This is a genomic window from Pseudomonas morbosilactucae (genome assembly GCF_023241665.1).
Lineage (GTDB): Bacteria > Pseudomonadota > Gammaproteobacteria > Pseudomonadales > Pseudomonadaceae > Aquipseudomonas > Aquipseudomonas morbosilactucae.
In genome coordinates this window covers 18,130-34,715 of the sequence record NZ_JALQCX010000058.1, presented here as the reverse complement: position 1 = coordinate 34,715, position 16,586 = coordinate 18,130, and the positions used below count along the sequence as shown (strand labels likewise).

Here is a 16,586-nt window from a genome sequence, read left to right as displayed (position 1 = left end):
TTAAACGATGGCGCCGTCACCCGGAGGTGACGACGCAGTTGCAGGACGCCTTACTTGGCAGCCCAGGCGTTGAAGCGCTGCTCCAGTTGCTCGCCGTTGTCAGCCCAGAAGCTGACGTCGATCTGCACTTGGTTGGCGATGTTTTCCGGGGTGGTCGGCATGTCCTTGAGGATGTCTTTGGCCAACAGCGGAACTGCTTGGGTGTTAGCCGGGCCGTAAGCGATGTTTTCCGAGTAGGTCTTCTGCTGCTGTGGCTGCACCGAGAACGCGATGAATTTCTTCGCTGCCTCGGCACGCTCCTTGGACAGGCCTTTAGGAATGGCCCAGGCATCGAAGTCGTAGATGCCGCCGTTCCACACCACTTTCAGGTTGCTTTCTTTCTGCACGGCAGCGATCCGGCCGTTGTAGGCCGAGCTCATGACCACGTCACCCGAGGCCAGATACTGCGGCGGCTGGGCGCCGGCTTCCCACCATTGGATGCTCGGCTTGAGCTCGTCGAGTTTCTTGAACGCGCGGTCCTGGCCATCTTTGCCGGCCAGCACTTTGTAGACGTCTTTCGGCGCAACGCCGTCGGCCATCAGGGCGAATTCCAGGGTGTATTTGGCGCCTTTACGCAGGCCACGCTTGCCCGGGAACTGCTTGGTGTCCCAGAAATCAGCCCAGCTGGTCGGTGCGGTTTTCAGCTTGTCGGCGTTGTAGGCCAACACGGTGGACCAGACAAAGAAGCCTACGCCGCATGGCTGGATCGCGCCCTTGACGTAGTCTTCGTTCTTGCCGAACAGGGCCGGGTCCAGTTGTTCGAACATGTCCTCGTCGCAACCACGGGACAGTTCCGGTGATTCAACTTCCACCAGATCCCAGGACACGCTCTTGGTGTCGACCATGGCTTTGACCTTGGCCATTTCACCGTTGTATTCGCCGGCGACGATCTTGCCGTGGCCCGCCGCTTCCCAAGGTGCGTAGAAGGCTTTGACCTGCGCGGCCTTGTTCGCCCCACCAAAGGACACCACGGTCAGGTCAGGGCCTGCCGCCATCGCGCTTGCCGCACCCATCAAGCCCAGTGTCAGGGCGGTGAATTTCAGGGATCTCAACATTTATTGTGTTCTCCACGTGCAGGGTTGGTGTTGCCAGGGGGCGATCAGTTCGCCTCTAGAAGGGGGTCAAGCGCACGAACGTGCTCGACTTGCCAGCCAAGCGGAACCACATCGCCCACCGCCAGCGCAGTATCGAGCTCGGCAATCGGCTGTTTCACGAAGAAGTCGGCCTTGCCGCAGACTTCCAGGCGAACCCGGACGTGGTCGCCCAGATAGATGAACTCCGCCACCCGCCCCGAGAAACGGTTGACGCAGCTTTCACTGGAACCGTTGAGGCTCACACGCTCCGGGCGGATCGACAGGGTCACCGGCTCGCCAATCTTGCCGACGTTGACCGCCAGGGCCTCGACCTTCTCGCCCCGGCCCAGCTCGACCACGCAACGGTCGCCGGTGTGGCTGTGCAGGCGGCCATTGAGGCGGTTGTTTTCGCCGATGAAGTTGGCCACAAAAGTGTTTTTCGGTTCTTCGTAGAGGGTACGCGGCGGGGCGATCTGCTGGATCTCGCCCTGGTGGAACACCGCCACGCGGTCGGACATGGTCAGGGCTTCACCCTGGTCGTGGGTCACATAGACCACGGTCACGCCGAGGCGCTGGTGCAGGTGTTTGATCTCCATCTGCATGTGTTCGCGCAGTTGCTTGTCGAGGGCACCGAGGGGTTCGTCCATCAGTACCAACTGAGGCTCGAACACCAGGGCCCGAGCCAGGGCCACCCGCTGCTGCTGGCCGCCGGAAAGCTGGGCCGGATAACGCTGGGCGAACGCCTCGAGCTGGACCATGCTCAGCACGCGTTTGACCCGCTCGCTGATGTCGGTCTTGCTCAGGCCGCGTACCGACAGGGGAAAGCCCAGGTTCTCGGACACGGTCATGTGGGGGAACAAGGCGTAGTTCTGGAACACCATGCCGATGTCGCGCTTGTGCGGCGGCACGTTGTTGATGGAGCGCCCGGCCAGCTGGATCTCGCCAGCGGTCGGGGTTTCGAAACCGGCCAGCATCATCAGGCTGGTGGTCTTGCCGGAACCCGAAGGCCCGAGCAGGGTGAGGAATTCGCCTTTGCGAATTTCCAGGTTGAGGTCTTTGACGATCAGGTTCTCGCCGTCGTAGCTCTTTTGCACACCACGAAAGCTGACCAGAACATCGTTGGCCCCAGCACTTGAATCGACCTCGCTCATACCCACACCTTTTGTTTATGACGGCTGTGAACCAAGCCTAGTGGAGCCCGCAAAGCGCGCAAATCGGGGGGTAGGAGAGATTGGCCTCAGCCGGATGGAAGGTTGCGTGTAGGGATTGCCCTACAAGGATGGCGGGATTGGATAAGAGCAACGGCGAGTGTGTAGCGGCAAGCGGCAAGAACCGGCAAAGGCCGGTGGCGGGGATGTCGTTAATGGGTATGTGGCGGCAGCTAGAGCAGTTTGTGTTCCATCGCGTACTTCACCAATTCGGCCAGGGAGGTGATGTTGAGCTTTTGCATCAGCCGCGCCTTGTGGGTGCTGATGGTCTTGCTGCTCAGGGCCAGTTGCTGGGCAATGTCGTTGACGTTGGCGCCCTGGGCCAGGCGCTCGAACACCGAAAATTCGCGCTCCGACAATAAGGAATGCAGGGGCCGGCTGTCCGTCAGGCCGACCTCGAAGACCATGCGGTCCGCCAAGTCCGGGTCGATGTAGCGCCCGCCCGAAGCGACTTTGCGAATCGCCGTCAGCAACAGCGACGGATCGCTGTCCTTGGTGGCGTAACCCGCCGCGCCAACCTTCAGCGCCCGGGCCGCCATTTGCGCCTCATCGTGCATGGACAGCACCAGGATCGCCGGCGGGTTGTTCAAGGCGCGAATGCGTGGAATCGCCTCCAGGCCGTTGACGCCGGGCATGGAGATGTCCAGCAACACCACCTCGCACGGCACATGGCGCAAGGTTTCGAGCAACTGTTCACCGTTGCTCGCCTCGCCCACCACGACCAGGTCCTTGGCCAGGCCGATCAGTTGCTTGATGCCTTCACGAACGATGGTGTGGTCTTCGGCTACCAGTACACGAATCACGCAGTTCTCCTTTTTATCAGGACGTTATCAAAGCAGTGGTTCACGCATCCAGGGGCACCCTGACGCTCAGGGTCGTGCCCTCCCCCAACTCACTGTGCAAGACCAGGCTACCGCCCATGATCAGCACCCGCTCACGCATGCCCACCAGGCCGAAGGACGTTGGCCGGCTGGCGTCGGCGACAAAACCCTGACCATCGTCGCTGATGCTCATGCACAACTCATTGCCCTCCAGAGCCAGGCTGAGTTCGACAGTATGCGCTTGCGCATGCCGCATGACATTGGTCAGCGCCTCTTGAAGGATACGGAACAGGCCGATGGCCTTGGCGTCGCTGAGCACCGGCAAGTTGTCGGGGACCTGGACCAGGCAAGGAATCTGCGTACGCGCTTCAAAACGCCGGGCCTGCCACTCGATGGCCGAAGCGATGCCGGCGTCGAGGATCGGCGGGCGCAGGGCCGTGGCCACGTCCCGCACCAACTGGAACAACTGGGCGATCAGGCGCTTCATGCTGTTGAGCCGCTCGTGCAGCCCCGGGTCAAGCTGGGCATAGGCCAGCTCGCACATGGAGGTTTCCAGCTTGAGCACGGTGAGCATCTGCCCCAGTTCGTCATGCACTTCCCGGGCGATGTGGGCCTTTTCCTCTTCACGCACACTTTCCAGGTGCGCCGAGAGCTCACGCAATTGCTCACGGGAACTGGCCAGCTCCAGCTCGATGCGCTTGCTCTCGCTGATGTCCCAGACAATGCCGTCCCAGACAAAGGCGCCGTCGTCGAGACGCCGGGTAATGGCCTTGATTTCCGCCCAGCGCTGCTCGCCCTGGCGCGTCAGGATCCGCCCCTGCCAGGACCAATCGCTGTCGGTGTCCAGGGCCTGGTCCTGGGTGCAGTGATAACTGGCTTTGTCGTCGGGATGGACCAGGCTGCGCAGCCCCATGTCCCGGTGGCTCAGCACGGCCGGCGCATAGCCCACCAGGCTCTCGCTGCCTTCGCTGATGTAGGCAAAATCAATCTGCCCGGTAACCGGCGCCCGCTCCAGGCGAAACACCAGCCCCGGCACATTGGCAGCAATGCCTTGCAGTCGCGCTTCGCTTTCACGCAGGGCGGCCAGGGCGCGGCGGCGCTCGGTGACGTCATTGAGGTAGACCACCAGGTATTCACTGTCGCGAAAGCGCAGGAAACTCAAAGACACGTCCACCGGCAAAATGCTGCCGTCGGCTTTCACACACTGGGTTTCAAAACTCTGCGCGCCCTCCTCGCTGGATCGGGCGCGCTTCCACAGGTTCAGCCAGCGGTCCATGTGCAGGTTGGGCTCGAAGTCGATCAACGGCCGGTCAATCACAGCGCCCGCCACGTAACCGAGCATCTCTTCGGCAGCCCGGTTGGCATAACGCACATGGCTGTCCCAGTTGACCCAGAGAATGCCCACGGTGCTCTGGTCAATGGAGAACTGGGTCAGGCGCAGGGCTTCTTCACCGGCCGCGCGCAAGGCAATATCCTCTCGGGCAGCCAGCAAGCTCTGCTCCAGGTTGCGTTGCTGGCGACGCTGCCAGACCACAATGGCCATGCTGGCCAACAGCAACACCAGGGCGATCAGGCTGAGGTTCTGCCAAAAACCCGGCGACTCGGCCAACCGCGGGTACTTGGGTTGCAGCCAGCGGTTGTGCAGTTGCTCCAGCTCCTTGGCCGGCATCGCATGCAAACCGTTCTCGACGATGCTGGCCAACTCGGGCCAGTCGCGCCGGGTGGCGACACGCAGCAGTTGCGGCAGGCCGATATCGCCGACCACCGCCAGCTCGGCGAACTCCGGCTCCCCCGAGAGCCGGCTGAGCTGGGCCTCATCGACCACCGCGTAGCGCGCCTGCTGGCTGAGCAGCAATTGAAGGGCCTGGCGCTCCAGAGGGACGCCCTGCAGATTCAGGTTGGGATAGGTGACTTTCAGGTAATCGGCCACGGTGCTGGGCATGCGCACGGCGACCCGGGACTGGCTATCGAGCTTCTCCAGTTCCACAGCCCCGGAGCCTTTGCGCTCACCCACCACCAACTGCGGCACGCGCATGTAGGGGTCGCTGAACATCCACAGGCGCAGCCCGGCCGGGGTTTGGCTCAGCCCCGGCGCCATGTCCACCTCGCCCTCGCGCAGGGCTCTCTCCAACTGGGCCTGGTCAGGGAAGTTGCGCCAGCTCAGCTCGACCTTGAGCGCCTTGCCCAGCCATTGCATCAGCTCGACGTTGGCCCCGGAAAGGCGTTGCAGGCGGCGGTCGTACAAAGCGAAAGGTGCCTGCAACACCAGGCCCACCCGCAGTTCCTTGTGCTGTTCGAGCCATTGCTGCTGCTCCTGGCTCAAGGGCACGGCGGGCACCGGAGTGGCCGGTGCCGCCCAGGCCATCAAGGGAAGGCAGAGACAGCCGATAACCAACAGGCAGCGCATACGCATCATCTGAACTCTCACCCACTGACAAATACTGACCAACCCATTAGGCTGCCGGGATTACTTCTGGCCTGGAATATCCGATGCCCTTTGTCTACCGCTCGGCACTGCCCGCATTGTGCCTGTCGCTGATCCTGCCCTGTGCCTTTTCTGTCAGCGCCGCCGAACCGGCACCCGCCGCAACGGAAAAGGCCGCCGAGGAAAAACCCCAGGAACGTCAACCGCTACTCGAGCGCAGCCAGGAAGATGCCACGGCCCTGGAGCGCCAGATTCCACCCCAGGAACAGCAGCAACTGCAAGCGGGCGGCGACACTTTCCTCGCCCTGTGGAAGCCCGCCAACACCAGCGACCCGAAGGGCGTGGTGATTATCGTCCCCGGGGCCGGGGAAACCGCTGACTGGCCGCAAGCCATTGCACCGCTGCGCAACAAGTTGCCGAACGCCGAGTGGAGCAGCCTTAGCCTGACCCTGCCCGACCTGTTGAGCGACGCCGCGCAAGCACGGGTCGTCGAAGCGCCTGCGCCAGCCCCTGACGCCAAGGTTGCCAGCAGCAAAGATGCCAGCACCGAAGCCAAGCCCATCGAGCAGGTCGCCGGCGGTGAAGCCGATATTGCCGACCGCGCAGTGGTCGAGAGCGCCGACGAACAGGCCAAGGCCGACGCGGAACGGCTCTTTGCCCGCATCGACGCGGTATTGGCCTTCGCCGAACAACAGAACGCCCGCAGCATCGTCTTGCTCGGCCATGGCACCGGCGCCTATTGGGCGGCGCGCTACCTGAGCGAAAAACAACCGGCCCAGGTGCAGAAGCTGGTGATGGTCGCGGCCCAGACACCGGCCATCGGCAAGCCGGAGCTGGCGGCCGTGACCCCGACGTTGAAACTGCCCACTGCGGATTTTTTCTACAAGGACCAGCCCCAGGCGCAAAAAGCTGCGCTGGAGCGTTTGCAAGCCAGCAAACGGCAAAAGGCCGCGGACTTTACCCAGATCGCCCTCAAGGCCTTGCCGGGCAACAGCGCCGCACAGCAGGAGCAACTGTTCCGGCGCATACGCGGCTGGTTGAGCCCGCAAAACGTCGAGGGTTGAACCCAACCGCCCGTAGCGCACCTGCTGCCTTAGCTGGCAGGCGCGCCACGAGCGACGCGGTTTAACGAAAGTCCCGGCGCTGGCGGATCAACGTGTAGGCGCTGTGCAGTTCACGGGTCTTCTCGGTGGCCTCACGCACCTCATTGGCGGTGGCGCCGGTGCCGGCAATCTTGTCCGGGTGGTGCCGACTGAGCAGGCGTCGATAGGCACGCTTGATCTGCGCCGGCTCACTGGTGGCGGAAACACCGAGCAGGCGCAACGCATCCTGATAACTCCCGGCACTGTTGGTGAGCGGTCGCTTGTTGGGCTCATAGTCATGGGCCAAGGCCTGAACCTGCGGCGCACTCCACCCCAACCACTTGCCCCATAGCAGCAGCAATTCACGCTCGGCGCTGCCCGCTCGCCCATCGGCCCAGACCATGCGCCAGCACGCGCGCAACACGCCCTCTGCCGCATGGGGCTGAGCCCCGAGGCGCCGCAGGTAACCGCGCAAACGATCATTGCCCGACTTACCCCGGTTGAACGCCGCAATCGCCCGACGCTGGGCCGACTCGGCCATTTCCAGGGCGCGCATTTCCTGGCGCGCCTGCTGGATATGCCCATCCACTACCCGACCATCACTTTTGGCCAGGCGCCCCAAGAGCACGAACAGCAGTTCATCATTGCGCAGCGCCGGACGACCGCCCAAGCGCTCGCGCACATGGGCCCAGCTGTGCAACTGCAGGCGCCGATCCAGCGCCTGCCCCAATAACGCGCCCAATATGGCCCCCGGAATACTGGCGATGGCAAACCCCGCTCCGGCTCCAATCAGAGTCCCTGGCCATAACATCTCAGCGACTCGCTTCTAGCAGCTGTTCAACCTCGGCCAGACGCTCCAGGGTGCCGACATCCACCCAGTGACCGCGCAACGTCTCGCCAGACACCTGGCCGTCCGCCATCGCCTTGCGCAGCAGCGGCGCCAGCTTGAACGCCCCCGCTGCGCAACCGGCAAACAACTCCGGGTGCAACACCGAAACACCGCTGTAGGTCAGGGTCGACTCGCCCGGCTGCGGCTCGCACACCTCATCCTCCACCAGGCTGAAGTCGCCTGCAGGGTGATGGGGGGGATTGCTCACCAACACCAGATGCGCCAAGCCATGGATCGGCGCGTGCAGGACGCTGAAGTCGTAGTCGGTCCAGATATCGCCATTGACCACCAGGAACGGCTCATCCCCCAACAACGGCAAGGCGCGGAAAATACCGCCGCCGGTTTCCAGCGGCTCGCCCTCGGGGGAGTACTGGATACGCACGCCCCAGCGCGAACCGTCCCCCAGGTAATCCTCGATCTGCTGGCCCAGCCAGGCGTGGTTGATGACGATGTCGGTAAACCCCGCAGCGGCCAGTGCCCGCAGGTGGTACTCGATCAACGGCACGCCGCCCGCGCGGATCAGGGGCTTGGGTGTGGTCAGGGTCAAGGGGCGCATGCGCTCGCCCTTGCCTGCCGCCAGGATCATTGCCTTCATGAGTCGGCTCCGACCGAGGCGCGCAAACTGGCCAGCAGCTCACCCAGCTCCGCCAACTCCGGCCGACGCAGCAACACGGCTTCTATATAAGCAAAGAAACGCGGCACGTCGGCCAGGTAGCGCGGCTTGCCGTCGCGATGGCAGATCCGCGCAAAAATCCCGATGACCTTGAGGTGTCGCTGCACGCCCATCAAATCGCTGGCGCGCAGGAAGTCGTCGAAGTCCGGCTGGACCGGAATGCCCCGCTCACCGGCCTGGCGCCAGTAAGCCTCCAACCAGGTGCGCACTCGCGCCTCGGGCCAACTGAGGAAGGCATCCTTGAACAGGCACGTGACGTCATAGGTCACCGGCCCATAGACCGCATCCTGGAAATCCAGCACGCCCGGGTTAGGCTCGCTGAGCATCAGGTTGCGCGGCATGTAGTCGCGATGCACCAGCACCTTGGGCTGAGCCAGGGCGCTGTCGATCAGCAGGTCGCTGACCCGCTGCCATTGGCCACGTTGCGCGGGGTCGAGCTCGACTCCCAGCTCGCGGCCGACGTACCACTCGGGGAACAGCTCCAGCTCGCGGCGCAACAGCGCCACGTCATAACTGGGCAGCGGCGCCTGCATCGGCAATTGCTGGAAGGCCAGCAACGCAGTCAGGGCATCGTTGAACAAGGCATCGGCATTGTCGCTGTCGATGACGTCGAGGTAGGTCTGATTGCCCAGGTCATTGAGCAAAAGAAAACCGCGGGCCAGATCCTCGGCATAAATTTTCGGCACATTTATTCCCGACGTGGCGAGCAAATGGGCGATATCGACGAAGGGCTTGCAGTTTTCCTGAGGCGGCGGCGCGTCCATCACCACAAAGCTGCGGCCCTCGCCCTGCCAACGGAAATAACGCCGGAAACTGGCGTCACTGCTGGCCGCGGTCAATGTGGCCGGGGGCACTGCACCCCAGCCTTGTGCTGCATAAACGATTGCCAACTGCTCATCGAGCCAAACTTTCAGGTGTTGCAAGCGTACATCTTGGTCAGGCATTGCAAGGGTCTCCGACGGCGCTAGCCGTCAAGCGGGTCATGCTTTATTATCCAGCATCTTTTTCAGACCATCGAGAGGCGTGCGGCCCCCACCGCGGGCAGATGGCACGCAGGAAGCCCGGACTAATAAGATGGCATTGAAATCCCCCGCGTTTCGTAAAAAATTTCCGTTGTTGGTTACCGGCGGTTTGCTGGCCCTGCAACCTCTAGCCACTTCCTTCGTGGTCGCCGCGGAACAGTATGACTGCTCAGTCTCTGCTTCGGGTGGCTGGGCCTGCGCGCCGAAAAGCAACGCCGCCCAGCTCCCTCCGCGTCCGGTGCATGACGTCGGCGTCGCCAGCTCCACTGGCGAAACCCCGGCTGACAGTGGCTCCACCGCCGAAACTGGCAACAAGCCCGTGCTGGTCACCGAAGCCAAAGGCCGTGGCCTGAAGTCACGCAGCGAAGACTACAGTCACCTCGACTGGGTACCGCGCGAGAAGCTCACCGCCGCCCAACTGGCCGAGACCGGTCCTTACTGCTCTGGTTCCTATATCGAACCGATTCGTCCTGGCATGAATGACAAGACGAATAAAAGTGACGCCCCGACCTTTATCGGTGCCAAGGCGTCGCGTTATCAGCAGGAAGATCAAGTTGCGACCCTGGCGGGTGACGTGGTCATGCGCCAAGGCAGCATGCAAGTCGAAGCCGACGAGGCCAGCCTCTACCAGGCTGAGAACCGCGGCGAGCTGAACGGCAACGTGCGTGTGCGCGACAACGGCGCCCTGCTGGTCGGCGACCACGCCGACGTACAGTTGGACACCGGCGAGGCCAAGGTCGACAACGCCGAATACGTGCTGCACAAATCGCGAATCCGTGGCAGCGCGCTGTACGCCAAGCGCGCAGAGAACGCCATCATCCGCCTCAAGGATGGTACGTACACCTCGTGTGAACCGAACAGCAACGCCTGGCAGCTCAAGGGCAACAACATCACCTTGAACCCGGCCACCGGCTTCGGTACCGCGACCAACGTCACGCTGCGGGTCAAAGACATTCCGGTGCTCTACACCCCGTACATCTATTTCCCGATTGACGATCGTCGTCAGTCCGGCTTCCTGCCGCCGACCATCGGCACCGGCAGCGATACCGGCTTCACGATGGTAACGCCGTACTACTTCAACCTGGCACCGAACTACGATGCCACCGTCTACCCGCGTTATATGAGCAAACGCGGGCTGTTGATGGAAGGCGAGTTCCGTTACCTGACGCAGAGCAGCGAAGGTCAGTTCGGCGCCGCGTACCTCAACGACGACGACACCGAGCGCAAAAAGCAGACCGACTACGAAAAAACCCGCTACATGCTCAACTGGCAGCACAAGGGCGGGCTTGATTCGCGCCTGATGACCGAAGTCGACTACACCAAGATCAGCGATCCGTACTACTTCCAGGATCTGCAATCGGAACAGATCGGCATCTCCACGTCGGACTACGTCAATCAGCAAGCGGCGGCCACCTACCGGGGCGACAGCTACACTGCGCGCCTCAATGTGCAGGCTTATGAGCTGGCGAGTGTTTCCAACATCACGCCTTACAACCGCCTGCCTCAGCTGACCCTTGATGGGACCCTGCCTTACCATCCGGAAGGCCTGGAGTTCACCTACAACACTGAGCTGGTGCGCTTTGAGCGTGACCTGCTTACAGGTACCTATACCGATCAGGACGGCGACCCCGAAGACCGCCTGGACACCAACGTCGCCGGCCTGGCTCGCGCCAACGGCGATCGCCTGAACCTCAAGCCTGGCGTCAGCCTGCCGCTGAACTGGACATACGGTTACGTGACCCCTTCGGTCAAGTACATGTACACCCAGTACAACCTTGATCTTGACGGGCAAGGCAAAAACGACCTGGTGACCAACCGCAGCCGCGCTTCCGCGCTGGGCGAGTCGTTCAGCAGCTCGCAGAACCGTGGCCTGCCAATCGTCAGCGTCGACAGCGGCCTGTACTTCGACCGTGATACTCAATGGTTCGGCACCAAGTACCGCCAGACCCTGGAACCTCGCCTGTTCTACCTCTATGTTCCCGAGGAAGACCAGAAGGACATCCCGGTATTCGATACCGGTGAGTACTCGTTCAACTACGCTTCGCTGTTCCGGGAAAACCGCTTCTCCGGTTCGGACCGTGTAGGTGACGAGAACAAACTGTCCCTGGGACTGACCAACCGCTGGATCGAAGAGAATGGCTTCGAACGTCAACGGGTCAGTGTCGGCCAGGCGCTGTACTTCAAGGACCGCACCGTACAACTGCCGGGCCTGGATTATCGTGAACGCGCCGATGCCACCTCCAATGTCTCGCCTTACGCGGTCGAGTACGAATATCGCTTCAACCGCGACTGGCGTACCACTGCCAGCTACAACTGGGATCCGGACAGCCACAGCCCGCGTTCCGGCAGCGCGATGTTCCACTACCAGCCTGAAGACAACCCGAACAAGGTTATCAACGCCGGCTACCGTTATCGCAACGACCAGATCCGCTACGACGAAAACAGCGGCACCTGGAAGGTCGGCGGCGACTACGGCACCCCAGGCACTGCGGACTACGTGAAGGACTACTACAAGATCCAGCAGCACGACTTCTCGGTGATCTGGCCGATCGTGCCGCAATGGAACGCCATCAGCCGCTGGCAGTACGACTACAACCGCAACCGCACGCTGGAAGCCTTTGGTGGTTTCGAGTACGACAACTGCTGCTGGAAACTGCGCCTGATCAGCCGTTACTGGGTCAAGTATGACGAGTTCAGTCAGAACGCTCCGGAGAACGAAAAAGGCGACCGCGGCATCTTCCTCCAAATTGTTCTGAAGGGACTCGGTGGCGTCATGGGCACCAAGGTAGAGAGCTTCCTCGACAAAGGCATCCAAGGTTATCGTGAACGTGAAGACCAAGCTTTCTGATTGTCTGCGCCCGCTGATGCTGGGCGCGCTGTTCCTGAGTACCGCGGCCAGCGCCGCGGTGCAGTCCATCGACAAGGTCGTGGCCATCGTCGACAACGACGTGGTCATGCAGAGCCAATTGGACCAGCGGGTCCAAGAGGTTCAGCAAACCATCGCCAAGCGTGGCGGTGGCGTGCCGCCCACCAGCGTCCTGGAACAACAGGTACTGGAACGCCTGATCGTCGAGAACCTGCAACTGCAGATCGGCGAACGTTCCGGCATCCGTATCACCGATGAAGAGCTGAACCAGGCCATCGGCACCATCGCCCAGCGCAACAACATGAGCATCGATCAGTTCCGTGCGGCCCTGGCCCACGACGGCCTGTCTTATGAAGACGCCCGTGACCAGGTCCGTCGCGAGATGGTCATCAGCCGTGTACGGCAGCGCCGTGTCGCCGAACGCATCCAGGTCTCCGAGCAAGAAGTGAAAAACTTCCTGGCTTCCGACTTGGGCAAGATGCAGCTGTCCGAAGAACTGCACCTGGCCAACATCCTGATCCCGACCCCGGAAAGCGCCAACTCGGAAGCGATTCAGGGTGCCGCGCGCCAGGCGATGGAGGTCTATCAGCAACTCAAGCAAGGCGCTGACTTCGCCCAGATGGCCATCGCTCGCTCCGGCAGCGACAACGCCTTGGAAGGCGGCGACATGGGCTGGCGTAAGGCCGCTCAACTGCCACCGCCTTTCGACCGCGAGCTGAGCGCCATGTCCGTAGGCGATATCACTCAGCCAGCGCGTACGCCTGGCGGCTTCATCATCCTCAAGCTGCTGGAGAAGCGCGGCGGTGGCAATCAGGTGCGGGACGAAGTCCATGTTCGCCACATCCTGATCAAACCAAGCGAAATCCGCAGCGAAGAAGAGACCAAGCGCCTGGCGCAGAAACTCTACGAGCGCATCGAAGCCGGCGAAGACTTTGCCGAACTGGCAAAAAGCTACTCGGAAGACCCGGGCTCCGCACTTAACGGCGGCGACCTGAACTGGATCGACCCGAACGCCCTGGTGCCCGAGTTCCGCGAAGTGATGGCCAAGACCCCGCAAGGTCAGCTGTCCAAGCCGTTCAAGAGCCCGTATGGCTGGCACGTCCTGGAAGTCCTTGGCCGTCGTGCCACCGACAGCACCAGCCAGGCCCGCGAGCAGCAAGCCATGACCGTATTGCGTAACCGTAAATACGACGAAGAGCTGCAGACCTGGTTGCGTCAGATCCGCGACGAAGCCTACGTCGAGATCAAACTTCCTGGCGCTGACCAGGCGGCACAGTGAAACCCCAGCGTTTCGCTCTGACACCCGGCGAGCCGGCCGGTATAGGTCCTGACCTGTGCCTGCTGCTCGCCTCGCAACCCCAGCCTCACCCCCTGATTGCCATTACCAGCCGCGACCTGCTCCTAGAGCGGGCCGCGCAGTTGGGTGTGGCGGTCAGGTTGTTGCCGGTCACCCTGGACAGCCTGCCCGATGCACCCGCACCGGCAGGCAGCCTGTATGTCTGGGACACCGCGCTGGCCAATAGAGTTATCACCGGCCAGCTTGATCAGGCCAATGCCGCATTTGTCCTCGAAACCCTCACCCGCGCAGGCCAAGGCTGCCTGGATGGGCATTTCGCCGGGATGATCACGGCCCCGGTGCACAAAGGTGTGATCAACGACGCAGGTATTGCCTTCTCCGGGCACACCGAATTCCTCGCTGACCTGACCCACACTCCGCAAGTGGTCATGATGCTGGCCACCCACGGCCTGCGCGTGGCCCTGGTGACCACTCACCTGCCCCTGCGAGAGGTGGCCGACGCCATCACTGCAGAGCGCCTGGAACGAGTGACGCGCATTCTGCATGCCGACCTGCGTGACAAGTTCGGCATCGCCCAGCCACGCATTCTTGTCTGCGGGCTCAACCCTCATGCCGGCGAAAGCGGGCATCTGGGCCATGAAGAAATCGACATTATCGAACCCACCCTGGAGCGTCTGCGCAACGAAGGCATGGACCTGCGCGGTCCGCTGCCCGCCGACACTCTGTTCAACCCCAAATATCTGGAGCACTGCGACGCGGTGCTGGCGATGTACCACGACCAAGGCCTGCCCGTGCTGAAATACAAAGGTTTCGGCGCCGCAGTCAACGTGACCCTCGGTTTGCCGATCATCCGCACCTCAGTCGACCACGGCACCGCCCTGGATCTGGCCGGCAGCGGCAACATCGACACCGGCAGCCTGCAGGTCGCCCTGGAAACCGCCTACCAGATGGCCGAGACCCGTTTATGACCGAGCATTACCAACACCGGGCGCGCAAGCGCTTCGGCCAGAACTTCCTGCATGACGCTGGCGTAATCGACCGTATCCTGCGCTCCATTCACGCCAAGCCAGATGACCGCATGCTGGAAATCGGCCCGGGCCAGGGTGCGCTCACCGAAGGCCTGCTCAACAGCGGCGCCCAACTGGACGTGGTGGAGCTGGACAAGGACCTGATCCCGATCCTCAACCAGCAGTTCGCCGGCAAGAGCAATTTCAGCCTGCACCAAGGCGACGCCCTGAAGTTCGACTTCAACACCCTGGGCGCTGCACCGAACAGCCTGCGAGTGGTCGGCAACCTGCCCTACAACATCTCCACACCGCTGATCTTCCACCTGCTGCAGAACGCCGGGCTGATCCGCGACATGCACTTCATGCTGCAAAAGGAAGTGGTCGAGCGCCTGGCGGCCGGCCCGGGTGGCGGTGATTGGGGGCGCTTGTCGATCATGGTCCAGTACCACTGCCGCGTGGAGCACCTGTTCAACGTCGGCCCAGGTGCGTTCAACCCACCGCCGAAAGTCGACTCGGCCATCGTGCGCCTAGTCCCTCATGCGGTGCTTCCGCACCCGGCCAAAGACCACCGCCTGCTGGAACGCATTGTTCGCGAAGCCTTCAACCAGCGCCGCAAGACCTTGCGCAACACTCTCAAGGCACTGCTCTCGAGCGCCGAAATCGAAGCCGCCGGCGTCGACGGCAGCCTGCGCCCGGAACAGCTCGACCTTGCCGCCTTCGTGCGCCTGGCCGACAAGCTCAGCGAACAGCCCCTCGAGAAACCCAGCGCCGACTGACAAGCCCTGATGGTTATCGGGTAGGACGCCAGGCGCGATGTCTGGTTTACTACCCGGTACTTGACCTAGACTGATTCCCGTCAGCTTCGTCCCGCGCTCCGCTTTGTTTTAAAGGCCCCTTGCATGTCCGATCCCCGCTATCAGGTCGACGTCAGCGTCGTCACCCGCTTTCTGGCAGAACAATCGCAACCCGAGCACAATCGCTTCGCTTTTGCCTACACCATCACCGTGCAGAACAACGGCTCCCTGGCTGCCAAGCTGCTGTCGCGGCACTGGGTGATCACCGACGGTGACGGCCATGTCGAAGAAGTGCGTGGCGCTGGCGTGGTTGGCCAACAACCGCTGATCGCAGCGGGCAACAGCCACACCTACAGCAGCGGCACCGTGATGACCACCCGCGTGGGTAACATGCAAGGCAGCTACGAGATGCTCGCCGAGGACGGCAAGCACTTCGACGCGATCATTGCGCCGTTCCGCCTGGCGGTGCCCGGAGCCCTGCACTGAGATGACGACCTACGCTGTCGGCGATCTGCAAGGCTGCCTGGAGCCACTGCAGTGCCTGCTCAAGCAGGTCGCCTTCGACCCTGCCAAGGATCACCTGTGGCTGGTGGGCGATCTGGTCAACCGCGGGCCCCAGTCCCTGGATACCCTGCGTTTTCTCCACGGCATGCGCGACTCGCTGGTCTGCGTGCTGGGCAATCATGACCTGCACCTGCTGGCTGCCTGGCGCAATGTCGAGCGCTTGAAAAAAAGCGACACCCTGCGCGAGATCCTCCAGGCGCCTGATGGCGAAACCCTGCTGCAATGGCTGCGCCAGCAGAAGCTCATGCACTATGACGAACTGCGCGAAGTGGCCATGGTTCACGCCGGCATTCCTCCTCAGTGGTCCCTGAAGAAAGCCCTCAAATGCGCCAGCGAAGTCGAAGAGGCGTTGCAAGACGACAACCTTTTCGAGCCCTACCTGGATGGCATGTACGGCAACGACCCGGCGAAGTGGGACAACGACCTCAAGGGCGTTACCCGGCTGCGAGTGATCACCAACTACTTCACCCGCATGCGTTTCTGTACCAGTGACGGCAAACTCGACCTCAAGAGCAAGGAAGGGGTCGAGACCGCCCCACCGGGATACGAGCCCTGGTTCCAACATAAAGAGCGCAAGACCAAAGGCCTGAGGATCATCTTTGGCCACTGGGCCGCCCTCGAGGGCAAATGCAGCGAACCTGGCATCTTCGCCCTGGACACCGGCTGTGTCTGGGGCGGCGCCATGACCCTGCTGAATGTCGACACCGGCGTACGCCTGAGTTGCGACTGCGACACTCAGGGCCATGCCGCACCTCTTCCGCCCACCCCCATGCCCGTCACGGCCGAGCGCCCATAACGCGCCGCCAACCAAGCCCCAGGAGCCCGC

General features: G+C 62.4%; 14 protein-coding genes. 7 read left to right on the top strand and 7 right to left on the bottom strand.

Annotated elements, in window-relative coordinates; all coding sequences use genetic code 11:
- Positions 1-50: 50 nt before the first annotated feature.
- The 4 genes from M1B35_RS26605 to M1B35_RS26590 form a co-directional block, all read right to left on the bottom strand.
- Positions 51-1,094 (bottom strand): ABC transporter substrate-binding protein, encoded by a 1,044-nt coding sequence (locus M1B35_RS26605; RefSeq protein ID WP_123327454.1) that lies wholly within the window; start codon positions 1,092-1,094, stop codon positions 51-53.
- A gap of 44 nt (positions 1,095-1,138) precedes the next feature.
- Positions 1,139-2,263, bottom strand: coding sequence for an ABC transporter ATP-binding protein (locus M1B35_RS26600; RefSeq protein ID WP_123327455.1), 1,125 nt, complete (start codon positions 2,261-2,263; stop codon positions 1,139-1,141).
- A 230-nt stretch (positions 2,264-2,493) separates the two neighbouring features.
- Positions 2,494-3,123 carry a response regulator gene (locus tag M1B35_RS26595; RefSeq protein WP_123327456.1) on the bottom strand — a complete coding sequence of 210 codons (630 nt, stop codon included), beginning with the start codon at positions 3,121-3,123 and terminating at the stop codon, positions 2,494-2,496.
- Between the two features lie 40 nt (positions 3,124-3,163).
- On the bottom strand, positions 3,164-5,557 hold the full coding sequence (locus tag M1B35_RS26590; protein ID WP_268263546.1) for a PAS domain-containing sensor histidine kinase: 2,394 nt from the start codon (positions 5,555-5,557) through the stop codon (positions 3,164-3,166).
- A gap of 74 nt (positions 5,558-5,631) precedes the next feature.
- On the opposite strand from M1B35_RS26590, the gene M1B35_RS26585 reads away from it, so the two are divergent.
- Complete coding sequence (locus M1B35_RS26585; protein ID WP_268263545.1) at positions 5,632-6,630, top strand: alpha/beta hydrolase family protein; 999 nt, start codon at positions 5,632-5,634, stop codon at positions 6,628-6,630.
- Between the two features lie 61 nt (positions 6,631-6,691).
- On the opposite strand, the gene M1B35_RS26580 is transcribed toward M1B35_RS26585, so the two are convergent.
- Genes M1B35_RS26580 through M1B35_RS26570 form a run of 3 tightly spaced genes read right to left on the bottom strand, consistent with a single transcriptional unit; the run spans position 6,692 to position 9,154 of the window.
- Positions 6,692-7,459, bottom strand: coding sequence for a DnaJ domain-containing protein (locus tag M1B35_RS26580; protein ID WP_123327459.1), 768 nt, complete (start codon positions 7,457-7,459; stop codon positions 6,692-6,694).
- Between the two features lies 1 nt (position 7,460).
- On the bottom strand, positions 7,461-8,132 hold the full coding sequence (gene murU, locus M1B35_RS26575; RefSeq protein WP_123327460.1) for an N-acetylmuramate alpha-1-phosphate uridylyltransferase MurU: 672 nt from the start codon (positions 8,130-8,132) through the stop codon (positions 7,461-7,463).
- The gene (locus M1B35_RS26570) at positions 8,129-9,154 is read right to left on the bottom strand and encodes an aminoglycoside phosphotransferase family protein (protein ID WP_268263544.1); all 1,026 of its coding nucleotides are present in this window, start codon (positions 9,152-9,154) and stop codon (positions 8,129-8,131) included. The genes murU and M1B35_RS26570 overlap by 4 nt, the downstream gene beginning before the upstream one ends.
- Positions 9,155-9,284: 130 nt before the next feature.
- Between M1B35_RS26570 and M1B35_RS26565 the strand changes: the two genes are divergently transcribed.
- From M1B35_RS26565 to M1B35_RS26540, 6 genes are all read left to right on the top strand, one after another.
- Positions 9,285-12,080, top strand: a complete 2,796-nt coding sequence (locus M1B35_RS26565) for an LPS-assembly protein LptD (RefSeq protein WP_268263543.1) — start codon at positions 9,285-9,287, stop codon at positions 12,078-12,080.
- On the top strand, positions 12,061-13,377 hold the full coding sequence (gene surA / locus M1B35_RS26560) for a peptidylprolyl isomerase SurA (protein WP_148053446.1): 1,317 nt from the start codon (positions 12,061-12,063) through the stop codon (positions 13,375-13,377). The genes M1B35_RS26565 and surA overlap by 20 nt, the downstream gene beginning before the upstream one ends.
- The gene (gene pdxA / locus M1B35_RS26555) at positions 13,374-14,363 is read left to right on the top strand and encodes a 4-hydroxythreonine-4-phosphate dehydrogenase PdxA (protein WP_268263542.1); all 990 of its coding nucleotides are present in this window, start codon (positions 13,374-13,376) and stop codon (positions 14,361-14,363) included. Before surA ends, pdxA begins: the two co-directional genes overlap by 4 nt.
- Positions 14,360-15,178 (top strand): 16S rRNA (adenine(1518)-N(6)/adenine(1519)-N(6))-dimethyltransferase RsmA, encoded by an 819-nt coding sequence (rsmA, locus tag M1B35_RS26550; RefSeq protein ID WP_123327465.1) that lies wholly within the window; start codon positions 14,360-14,362, stop codon positions 15,176-15,178. The genes pdxA and rsmA overlap by 4 nt, the downstream gene beginning before the upstream one ends.
- A 123-nt stretch (positions 15,179-15,301) precedes the next feature.
- The gene (gene apaG / locus M1B35_RS26545) at positions 15,302-15,682 is read left to right on the top strand and encodes a Co2+/Mg2+ efflux protein ApaG (protein ID WP_123327466.1); all 381 of its coding nucleotides are present in this window, start codon (positions 15,302-15,304) and stop codon (positions 15,680-15,682) included.
- 1 nt (position 15,683) lies between these two features.
- Positions 15,684-16,556 carry a symmetrical bis(5'-nucleosyl)-tetraphosphatase gene (locus M1B35_RS26540; protein WP_123327467.1) on the top strand — a complete coding sequence of 291 codons (873 nt, stop codon included), beginning with the start codon at positions 15,684-15,686 and terminating at the stop codon, positions 16,554-16,556.
- Positions 16,557-16,586: the final 30 nt, after the last annotated feature.

Coding starts and splice junctions, on each gene's coding strand:
- M1B35_RS26605 (WP_123327454.1), bottom strand. CDS start 1,094: ATGTTGAGATCCCTGAAATTCACCGCCCTGACACTGGGCTTGATGGGT.
- M1B35_RS26600 (WP_123327455.1), bottom strand. CDS start 2,263: ATGAGCGAGGTCGATTCAAGTGCTGGGGCCAACGATGTTCTGGTCAGC.
- M1B35_RS26590 (WP_268263546.1), bottom strand. CDS start 5,557: ATGATGCGTATGCGCTGCCTGTTGGTTATCGGCTGTCTCTGCCTTCCC.
- M1B35_RS26585 (WP_268263545.1), top strand. CDS start 5,632: ATGCCCTTTGTCTACCGCTCGGCACTGCCCGCATTGTGCCTGTCGCTG.
- M1B35_RS26580 (WP_123327459.1), bottom strand. CDS start 7,459: ATGTTATGGCCAGGGACTCTGATTGGAGCCGGAGCGGGGTTTGCCATC.
- murU (WP_123327460.1), bottom strand. CDS start 8,132: ATGAAGGCAATGATCCTGGCGGCAGGCAAGGGCGAGCGCATGCGCCCC.
- M1B35_RS26570 (WP_268263544.1), bottom strand. CDS start 9,154: ATGCCTGACCAAGATGTACGCTTGCAACACCTGAAAGTTTGGCTCGAT.
- M1B35_RS26565 (WP_268263543.1), top strand. CDS start 9,285: ATGGCATTGAAATCCCCCGCGTTTCGTAAAAAATTTCCGTTGTTGGTT.
- rsmA (WP_123327465.1), top strand. CDS start 14,360: ATGACCGAGCATTACCAACACCGGGCGCGCAAGCGCTTCGGCCAGAAC.
- apaG (WP_123327466.1), top strand. CDS start 15,302: ATGTCCGATCCCCGCTATCAGGTCGACGTCAGCGTCGTCACCCGCTTT.
- M1B35_RS26540 (WP_123327467.1), top strand. CDS start 15,684: ATGACGACCTACGCTGTCGGCGATCTGCAAGGCTGCCTGGAGCCACTG.